Raw genomic sequence first — 9498 nt, 5'->3', positions numbered from 1 at the left:
CGTTTACACCCTGCATGCTGCAAAAAAGGTCAATGGCATACCGATCGGGCTTCCTGGGAGAACCCTCTACCAATCCTCTCACAGATGCAAACGAGTACTGGGGAAGCAGTTTTTGTACAATCTTTTGGGTAAGGACATCCTCTTTGTTCGAAAGAATACCTAGAGCAATCCCAGAGCGATCCAGTTTATCAAGAAGGGGGAGAATGCCTTCATAGGGATGGCTCTTATCAGCATAGTGTGCCTGATAATGATCCATCATTGACTGATATAGAAATGCAAACCGAGCTTCCTCAACAGGGTGTTTATAGTAGGATAAAGCACCCTTGAGTGCATTGTAGAGCCCTCGTCCAACTACCTGTTTTGTCAATGCCACCGAGAATGGAGGCAACCCCTCCAAGGAAAGAGCAGCATTGAAAGCACTACGGATATCCTCAATGGTATCAATGAGGGTACCGTCCATATCAAAGAGGATTGCCTTTTGCAACGGTTTCAACATATCGCCATTATCGAACATAGAGCGGTGGCAAGTCAACAAACGTTTCGACAAAAGGAAGACCCTACGTTTTGACAAAAGAAGTACTCTCCGCTATTGTGTACCCATGCAAACCATTACAATTAAAGGTGGCAAGGAGAAACAACTCTTACGTCACCATCCATGGGTCTTCAGCGGCGCTATCGCAAATGACATATCCCTTCTAGAAACGGGAGTCTCCAGAGCAGAAACAGATGAAGGACAATTCATTGCATGGGGATGGTATGACAAGGAAAGTCATATTCCCCTCCGTCTTCTCTCTTGGAACGAGAACCAAACTATAGATGAACGTTGGTGGAAACAAACCATTGCCCAGAGTGTTCTACGCAGAAAGATGTTTTTCGAGGACAAGGCAGGGGCAACCACTACCTTCCGTATCATCTTCTCCGAGGCCGATTATCTGCCAGGCTTGGTGGTGGATGTATACGGCACCATGCTGAGAATTATCATCAGCAGCCGTGTAGCTCATCACTTCCAAGATCTCATCGTAGAGACATTGGAATCACTGCTCAAGCCTTCCTTGATTATTCTGAATACAGACAGTGCTTTCGCTGCTGCAGAACACCTCAAGGAGACCCTGCTTTACTACCAGGATGGCCAGTATTTCACTCCATCCAAGAAACTGGACCCTGTCCGTTTTCGTGAAGACAACCTCTACTATGAAGTTGCACCAGGAAAGGGGCAAAAAAGCGGTTTCTATTGTGACCAACGGGAGAGTAGACGGGTTATCGAGCCGTACGCAAAGGATGCTGTAGTTCTCGATGGATGCTCCTACACCGGTGCGTTCACCCTCCATGCCCTGAGAGCTGGAGCAAAGCATGTCGATCTTCTGGACTCCAGTGAACAGGCCCTGAGACAAGCCTTGGTCCATATCCACATCAATCAGGACCTCAAGACCATTCCAGAGGGAAGCCGGGAGAAAGTGGAAATCACCCAGTGTGATATCTTTGAACAGATGAGGCATATAGAGAAGGACCACTACGATCTCATGATTCTTGATCCTCCCAAGCTTGCCCAGACCAAAGCACAGGCAGAAGGAGCCCAGAAAGCCTACAAGGACCTGAATCGCCTGGCAATGCAGAAGATCAAGGATGGTGGCATCATAGCAACCTTCTCGTGCAGCTCGGCCATCAGCGCAGAGCAACTACGCATGATCTTGGCCTGGAGTGCAAAGGATGCAATGGTAGAGATCCAGATTCTTCAGAAACTCGGTCAGGGACATGATCACCCGATCAGGATTTCCTTCCCAGAGTCCGAATACCTCAACGGGTACCTGCTGAGGGTTATCCGCTAACTTGCAAGGGGGGTTGGGGTATCGTCCGGATTGGTATCGTCCAGAGTGAGCATGTTTGCGAGAAATCGCAGCTGCTCAACTAGGGTTGAGACCATATCACTGAGGTACCCCACCTTGCCATTGCCATTATCCAGGGAACGCAGTGCATAACTATAGTCCTGCATCACCGGTACATCCTCATCCAGGGTCAAGGAAAAAGGCATGGTTTGTTCCAAATTATACTTACATCGCCTGAACACTGCCCTACCATCCTTTCCCTGGTTGGCACAGGCTCCAAACAACCGACAGATAAGTGGTCTTGCTTGATAGACTGTACAGTGATACGGGGAGTCAGGGTTATAGAGAGGGCAAGGCCCGCTGGTATTGCCCCTTGCACTACTCACTGCCTCGATAAGGGTTTCATCTTTTTTGACAAAGAGAAGATATGCAGCAACCAATCGAGCTTCACTTACCGTTATATCGGGCATAAAATGCTCACAGCATGTCCCACATCCGCTTCCACAAGCAATGTTATACTGTGTGCAGAAAACACTCGTCTGGTTTTCGATAGTCGAATACAACTCGACCAAGCCAGCCATAGACTGGCCTACATACGTTCCTTCGAACGCAATCATGAGATCTTCAATACTGTCCATCTGTGATGTTCTCCCTAGAACGGAGCGGATATTACCATTACAGATGGATTTGAATCAATCAGGGAGACCCCGTTTTTTTCGTTTTTTCTTGCGATGCTCTTTCTCGGCCTGACGGGATCCCTGAACTGAGCGCTGGACCAGCCTCGCATTCCTCCTGTCAGAGAGCGCCCAACCACCGATCAATGCACTGGTACCACAGAAGGCCAGGATACCAATCCAGGCAAAAGGACTATGCATGTAGGGCAAGGCAATATTCATTCCATAGAATCCAGTGACAAACGTCGGGATCATCAAACTGATCGAGATGATGGTCAATCGTTTCATGATGACATTCATATTGTTGCTGATGACCGAAGCAAATGCGTCCATTGTGCCAGTCAGAATTGAGGAGTAAATATTTGCCATCTCGATGGCCTGCTTGTTGTCTGTAATGATATCCTCAAGAAAATCACGTTCTTCCTCACTCTCAAGACGGAAGTACGGGGTACGTTGCATTCGTTCCATCAACGCTTCATTGGTTGTCAGGCTGGTGGAGAAATAGACCAAGGATTTCTGGATCTGCAGCAATTGGATCAGTTCATAGTTCATGATACTCTTGTGCAGTTGTTCCTCAACCTGGGACTTCTGGCGGTTGATGTACTTGAGGAGCCGGATATAGACCATGACCGCACGGCCAAGGATGCTGATCACAAACCCTTCAGCTGTCTGCACCGGATATTGTCGATAGCGGTTCTTGGCAAAATCCTCAAGCACGATACTATCACTCTGGCAGATGGTGATGACAGTATCACGAACCAGCACGATACCAAGTGGCACTGCGTACTGGTTTATTCCCTTGCAATCATCGGCCAGGGCGGGCAGACGCATGATTAACGCAACATAGTCGTCTTCACGTTCAATGCGGGCCTGTTCGTCCTGGTCCATGATATCTGCGAGCAATTCACTGGAAATGGCATATTTCTCTTCGAGCTGGGTGATATCATCTCTGTTGATATCCCTTGCATCGACCCAAGTGTAGGGAGCCTCCTGGATGGGTTCTCCGGGAATCTGGCTCATAAGATTCTTTCTGATGGTGATCATACTTCCTCCATGGCTGTGTTTGCATCCATACCCAGCCCCTTGCAGGAAGAATCTTGTTAATTCCGGTATTGGGGATAGGAGGATGCCGTTCGGGTGTTTCTAGGCAGGGGGTTTATACTGCCACCGTCGTCTACTGTAGACATGGGATCCTCCTCATAACAAGATGGCCTACCAGTCTGGCAAGCACCAAAGCAATACTACCACAATCAGTTTAGCCTAATAAAGGGGTTACCTGCATTTTTTCTCTCTTTTCGAAACAGTATAAACATTCTATACTCGCAACAAGGAGGAAAATGATGGTTACAAGAGAAGAAGCAGACGCATTGCTGAGAAAATACAATCCTAACGAAGCGCTGGTGTATCATGCCTACTGTGTTGAGGAGACCATGCGAAGGTTTGCCAAGGAGTACGGATACGACGAGGAATATTGGTCGTTGGTAGGACTCCTTCACGATATTGACTATGGGATGTTCCCTGAGGAGCATTGCCAGAAAGCACCCGAGTTATTGAAGGAAATCGAATTAGACGATGCATTCATCAGGGCAGTCTGCAGCCACGGATACGGTATCTGCAGCACCATAGAGCCTGAGCATTTCATGGAGAAGGTTCTTTACACCATTGATGAGTTGACCGGTTTGGTATATGCAACTGCATTGATGAGACCTTCAAAGATGGAAGGGATGACGGTAAAATCGGTCAAGAAAAAATGGTCCAGCAAGGCCTTTGCCGCAGGAGTGAACCGGGATATTATCTCCCAAGGTGCCGAAAAGCTCGGCCTGGAGATGAATCACATCATTTCACTCACCATAGAAGCGATGGCTGGTGCCTCCAGCAAGATAGGACTTTAGGCGAGCGGCATCTGTTCAAGCCGGACAATACCGCTCTTGTTCAGTACAACCGTGTAGTGGCTATAGATATCCAAGTCCTCTTTCTTTGAATATTCACGTATGACCAGGTGCAGGTGATAGACACGTTCACTGTTGAGCTGATCCAGTTCATCTGCATCCGGGTCCATCCTGAATACCACGTCATTGGGATCATCCATCTCTTTGAGAAAATCATCGAGGCGTATCCTGGTAACCAAGGTGAAGTTATTCTCCCTGGGAAACCTATCCCTCGCCATCCCCTGTTTGGACAGGGGGTGCATGGACAGGTCTCGTACATAATGGATGATGTCTTCCTTGGGAAGCATATCCATGAAGGGATTGTTCTTATCTTTACGAATCTCCTTCACTGTTGAGGGAATCTCATCAGGAGTGGTAAACTTGAGCCTGATCCTGCTCGAACATATCTTCTTATTGGTCTTTGGAGAAAGAAACGAGGATATTTCATCAGCCATCATCTTGGGAAGCACCGCATTGAAGAAGAGTCTCAGCCATTCCTTGATACGATCCTTGAATACATAACCGATGATGACAATCAGTGCCCACTGGAAGGAATTTCTGATGAATGTTTCTTCTGCAAATATGGTTGTCAGGGTTGCAAAGGCCATGGCAACGCCGGCCGCAATTCCTGCGAGGATCTCAGAAACCCGCTTCGGCCACCTGGAAATATTGGGGACGAGATAGAGACTGGATTGGGTCCACTTCTTCAACACTGCCTTTCTATACTGCACTGTCTCTGCATTGGTACTGCCACTTGGATACTCCATCTTGCTGCGGTACTCCATCTCATCCCGGGAGAACTTCATCAATTTTGCAAGTATCTGCTTATGCATCTCATCCCTCATCGGGGTAGAAGCCATATAGAGGTCAAGGGCATGTTTTTCACAGATCAGGCTCGCGGCCTCATCCGTCCAGAGAAAGGCAAGCAGCAAACGACTCTCCTCGGCTACTTTCTCCTGGATTGCAGAAATCATATCTCTGAGTACCTTTAAAAGCGTTGAGGCATTCTTATACCAGTTTGTCAGTGTCGTATTCAGATCACTCTGCATTCCAAGCTTTACCATATCCCTGCAATCCTTCAGGCACGCTTTTGTCTCATGACGCACTGAGTTAACTACTGTCTGCAGTTCATGGATAACTTTCCGTTCGGGTACTGCATTCAGGTCGATCAGGAGATCCTTGGTGTACTGCTTGAGAATGGAAAGAGGACTGAGCAAATTCTCGTCATCAAGCAACTCCTCAAGTGTTATTTCAGGAGAGGAGTACCTACCATGGCTCTGGAATTTGTGAAGAATGCGTTCTTCACTGTATGTAGAACGATTAACATACAGCTGGGGAGGAGAAAACAGATAATAGTGAATTTCCCGCTCATACTTCCGTGTCTCTGGAATCGGCAAAATGAGCTTCGTCTCCAAATGTCTGCTTGAATGTCTCCGTAAATCGATCAAGGTTCCCTCCCGGTTGCACTAGTATACAGGAGGGTTTATCCTAACGCAATCGTAAGTTACGATAACTATCCCAAGGATACTCAGCTGAGCTCTTGAAGGAGAGCGATTCCAGGTCATCGTAGGCAGGGATAAAAACGTCACGGATAGGGAGCTTGAACACCTCCTGAACCCGTCTGCCCAACAGCTGTTCCAACAAGGGCCTAGTTGCTCCTTGCTCGAGCAACCGCTTTACCAAGAGCAAAATCCCACTGAACCCAGGAATCCCACTTGCTCCTGCCTCTTTATCTTCAAGCGTATGTGGAGCATGGTCACTCTCTATCCAGTCTACCCTTCCCTCCAACAGTGCAGCAAAGAGAGCGCTTCGCTCCGTTTCACTGCGGAGGGGAGGGTTCATCTTTGCGTACAGCGTTCGCTCTTTTGCATCCTCGCTACAGAGAAGTGCATGATGAGGGGTGACCGCACAGCTGACACGAACGCCCTTCGCCCTTGCTTTCTCGATTTCATGAAGGGCCTCGATACTACTCAGATGACAGATATGCAGGTGTCCCCTGAAGCCTTCCTCCTGAGAGAGACGAAGCTGGTCAGAAACACTTTCAACCTCCGCTTCTACAGGCCGTGCAAGGCTATGGGTGGAGAAATCAGCAGGATCATACAACTCTGGGTGCAGTAGGGACTCTTTTTCACAATGCAGGGCAACAACTCCCTCGTATCCACACTCTTTCAAGGTTCGATATACAAGAGCCTGTTCCCTCTCCTGTATGAGCCCCATATTTCCGGTTGAATGACCTGCAAACAACTTAAGCCCCACTACCTGGGGAAAGAGCTCCTGTGCAATGGAGACCACTCGCCGAATCTGTTCGGCAGAAGACGTTACCCCCGCATACAGGTGATAGCGAACACCAAGACCACACTGTTCAGCATCCTGGAGACGCCTGAGAATACTTTCACGCTCAGTGAGGGCTGGTTGCGTATTAGGCATATCAAATACCTCATCAATCCCGCAAGTGAGCGCAACCCCCAATCCATGGGAGAGCGTTTCTTTCTCGTTCTGACTCCAGTCACGGAGATGTACATGTGGGTCAATCATAGGCAATTAATTCAGGCGCCTCTTTCGCCAGATAGTCGTACTGCATGAAGGTGCCCCAACGGCAAGTCAATCGGTCACCACAGGCACACTCTCCACACATCCCTATACCACAAAGGGTGGTTCTCTCCATCGATAAGTATAGATTATGCTCCTTGACTCCCCGAGCCAACAGCTTGCGACAGGCGATAGCCATGAAAACCTCAGGACCTACCAGATAACAGGCCTGCTCTTCTTCCAAAGGAATGCTGTCCAGAAGGTCCAGTACTCTTCCTGGTCTGCCATCATCAGCAATACAAGTGAATGATCCATAGGATGAGAGATGCTCCTCAAGCAAGGCTTTTCCTTCCACACTCTCACTGGTTCCTACAAGAATACTCATTTCAGTTCCCTGGCTTTGCAACTGGTCGGCAAGACTGGGAAGTACCGCCACCCCGGTACCACCACCCAACAAGAGTGCTTTTTTGGTCTTCTCATTGTTCAGTTGTGCACCGTAAAGTCCCCGTACATAGATATCATCTCCGACCTGCAAGGCACAAAGCTCGGCTGAGAAAGGTCCCCGATTCTTGACAATGAAGGTCAATGGATCGTTATGAGCAACAGAGAAGGGTTTCTCCCCAATGGTAGGAATCCAAAGGAATGCAAATTGTCCTGCCTTGCAGTCAAGCGTGCCATCCAGTGTGATGATACGGGTATCCTTACCATACTGCTCACTCTTCACAACATGATGTTTCTCATATGCCATCTGTCGGTCTTTGATGATATAGGAGGTAGATTGCTCTTTCGTAGGATTATCTCCGCTCAGGATGGCCTCTGCCTCTTGTTTCACAGCAGCGAGGTATTCGGGCCATGCTTTCTGGTCAACAGTGCCAAGGGCTGAACCGATCCCAACAGCATCAGCACCGGAAGCTATCAGTGCTGCGGCTTCCGAGCCACTGCTCACTCCACCCATACCGATAAGCGGCACATCATCCCCACAAGCCTGGCGAATCTCCCGAATGGCTGAAAGTGCTCGCTCATAGACATGATGACCGCTACTGCCGCCCTTGCCTCCAAGCTTGTTCTGCAAGATGGGAAGTCCTGAACCTGGATCCTTGTGGACGATGGGGCCAACGGTATTGATTGCAACCAAGCCATCGGCACCACTATCCACTACGGCCTTGGCTATCAGGCCGATGTCATCGACATTTGGAGTAAGTTTCACAAACAAGGGTGCTTTGCACTCCTTGGTTGCTTCCTTGATCAATCGCACATATTCAGCGGCAATATTCTGATCACATCCAATTGACGCCCCATAGCCGACTGATGCATGAGGACAGGAGAAGTTCAACTCCACCAGGTCTGCCACCTCATCAAAGGCTTTTACCAAGGTAATGAAATCTTCAACACTGTTTGCAGAGAGCGATACATTGAGATAGCTGGAAAAGGAGTGCTCTTTCCTGAGTCTCCTCAGTTCATACAGGGCCTGTTCCATCCCAGGATTGCGCAACCCTACAGAATTTCCAAAATTACCGACTGAGGTCTCACAGATCACCGGCTCACGATTCCCTGGATTGACTTCCACCTGGAAACTCTTGGTGGTAATGATGCTTATGGCTTGTACCTTCTCGTCAAAGTAGGTGATCAGTCTAGGTTTAGTGGAAGCAACACCACTTACAGTTCCCAACAGGACAGGAGCATCCGGATTGAGATGTCTTTTTGACAGGAGTTCCATCACATCCTTCATAAAGAGGTCTCCTCAAGCAGGGAGCGAAGGTTCTTCATGCATAGATCAAGCCAGTCCTCCGGTGCCGGGTTATTCTTCCATGGATGGGTCAATGCACTGCTGCTGTTTATTCTGGCAAGCTCTACTGGGTACCCAGCCTTCTTCAAAATTGCCATAACCTCACTTGCAGATCCTCCTTGGCTTCCTACACCTGGTATAAGCAGGGGAACTGATTGGTCATGATAAAAGGCAGCAATGTCCTCCAACTCCTGGAGATTGGTCGCCCCTACCACCGCTCCTACACTTCCTGTCTTCTGGTTATACGCGGCAATCTGGCTGGCTACTTCCAAGTAAAGCGGATGTTCACGCTCCTCCTCGTTTATTACCAGCAGATTTTGCAGGTCTCTACCCCCAGGATTGCTGGTACGATTAAGCAGATAAGCCCCTTTTCCAGAAAAACTGATGAAAGGCTCTACCGAGTCACTTCCCATATAGGGCGCAACGGTTACTGCATCACTCTGCCACACTTCAAAGGCTTCCTTGGCGTAGTTCATGCTGCTTCTGGCAATATCACCGCGCTTGCTGTCAAGAATGACAGGAATTCCCGGGAAGAAACTCTCCAGCATATCCAGTACATCGGCAAGGGCAGAACTACCCGAGAAATCTTCATCACGTGGATGGTCGAGGCACTGGTAGTAGCCAAGATTTGGTTTGAATGCTGATGGAACCAAACCAGCGAGGCTCATTCTCCGAAACAACTGTTGAAAGAAACTATTGAGGTCACTACGAATATTCCCACTGGACACAGGAAGGGATTCAACAATGGGATCCAATCC

The 9498-nt window shown here is 48.6% G+C and carries 9 protein-coding genes; 2 read left to right on the top strand and 7 right to left on the bottom strand.

Annotated features, from left to right (window positions below; translation table 11 throughout):
• A partial coding sequence (locus JF818_RS06355; protein ID WP_198891193.1) for an HAD family hydrolase occupies nt 1–496 on the bottom strand: 496 nt, incomplete at its 3' end.
• A gap of 103 nt (nt 497–599) precedes the next feature.
• Between JF818_RS06355 and JF818_RS06350 the strand changes: the two genes are divergently transcribed.
• The gene (locus JF818_RS06350) at nt 600–1826 is read left to right on the top strand and encodes a class I SAM-dependent rRNA methyltransferase (protein WP_198891192.1); all 1227 of its coding nucleotides are present in this window, start codon (nt 600–602) and stop codon (nt 1824–1826) included.
• Here the strand turns inward: JF818_RS06350 and JF818_RS06345 are convergent.
• Complete coding sequence (locus tag JF818_RS06345) at nt 1823–2461, bottom strand: YkgJ family cysteine cluster protein (RefSeq protein ID WP_198891191.1); 639 nt, start codon at nt 2459–2461, stop codon at nt 1823–1825. The genes JF818_RS06350 and JF818_RS06345 overlap by 4 nt on opposite strands.
• A gap of 54 nt (nt 2462–2515) precedes the next feature.
• A complete protein-coding gene (locus JF818_RS06340) occupies nt 2516–3541 on the bottom strand; it encodes a magnesium transporter CorA family protein (protein WP_198891190.1) in 1026 nt (341 codons plus the stop codon).
• Nucleotides 3542–3837: 296 nt separating this feature from the next.
• Here JF818_RS06340 and JF818_RS06335 point away from each other — a divergent pair, with 296 nt between their 5' ends.
• Nucleotides 3838–4389 (top strand): HDIG domain-containing metalloprotein, encoded by a 552-nt coding sequence (locus JF818_RS06335; protein ID WP_198891189.1) that lies wholly within the window; start codon nt 3838–3840, stop codon nt 4387–4389.
• Here the strand turns inward: JF818_RS06335 and JF818_RS06330 are convergent.
• The 4 genes from JF818_RS06330 to pyrF form a co-directional block, all read right to left on the bottom strand.
• The gene (locus tag JF818_RS06330) at nt 4386–5873 is read right to left on the bottom strand and encodes a hypothetical protein (RefSeq protein WP_198891188.1); all 1488 of its coding nucleotides are present in this window, start codon (nt 5871–5873) and stop codon (nt 4386–4388) included. The genes JF818_RS06335 and JF818_RS06330 overlap by 4 nt on opposite strands.
• Before the next feature lie 40 nt (nt 5874–5913).
• Nucleotides 5914–6960 carry a dihydroorotase gene (locus tag JF818_RS06325; protein ID WP_198891187.1) on the bottom strand — a complete coding sequence of 349 codons (1047 nt, stop codon included), beginning with the start codon at nt 6958–6960 and terminating at the stop codon, nt 5914–5916.
• Entirely contained in the window at nt 6953–8683 is a 1731-nt protein-coding gene (locus JF818_RS06320) for an alpha-hydroxy-acid oxidizing protein (protein ID WP_198891186.1), read from the bottom strand. Before JF818_RS06320 ends, JF818_RS06325 begins: the two co-directional genes overlap by 8 nt.
• Nucleotides 8680–9498: orotidine-5'-phosphate decarboxylase (pyrF, locus tag JF818_RS06315; RefSeq protein ID WP_198891185.1), on the bottom strand; the 819-nt coding region annotated here is incomplete at its 5' end. The genes pyrF and JF818_RS06320, both read right to left, overlap by 4 nt.

The sequence above is a fragment of the Sphaerochaeta sp. S2 genome (genome assembly GCF_016406725.1).
Lineage (GTDB): Bacteria > Spirochaetota > Spirochaetia > Sphaerochaetales > Sphaerochaetaceae > Sphaerochaeta.
The sequence above is the reverse complement of the archived record's forward strand: the minus strand, read 5'-3'. Positions and strand labels throughout refer to the sequence as shown.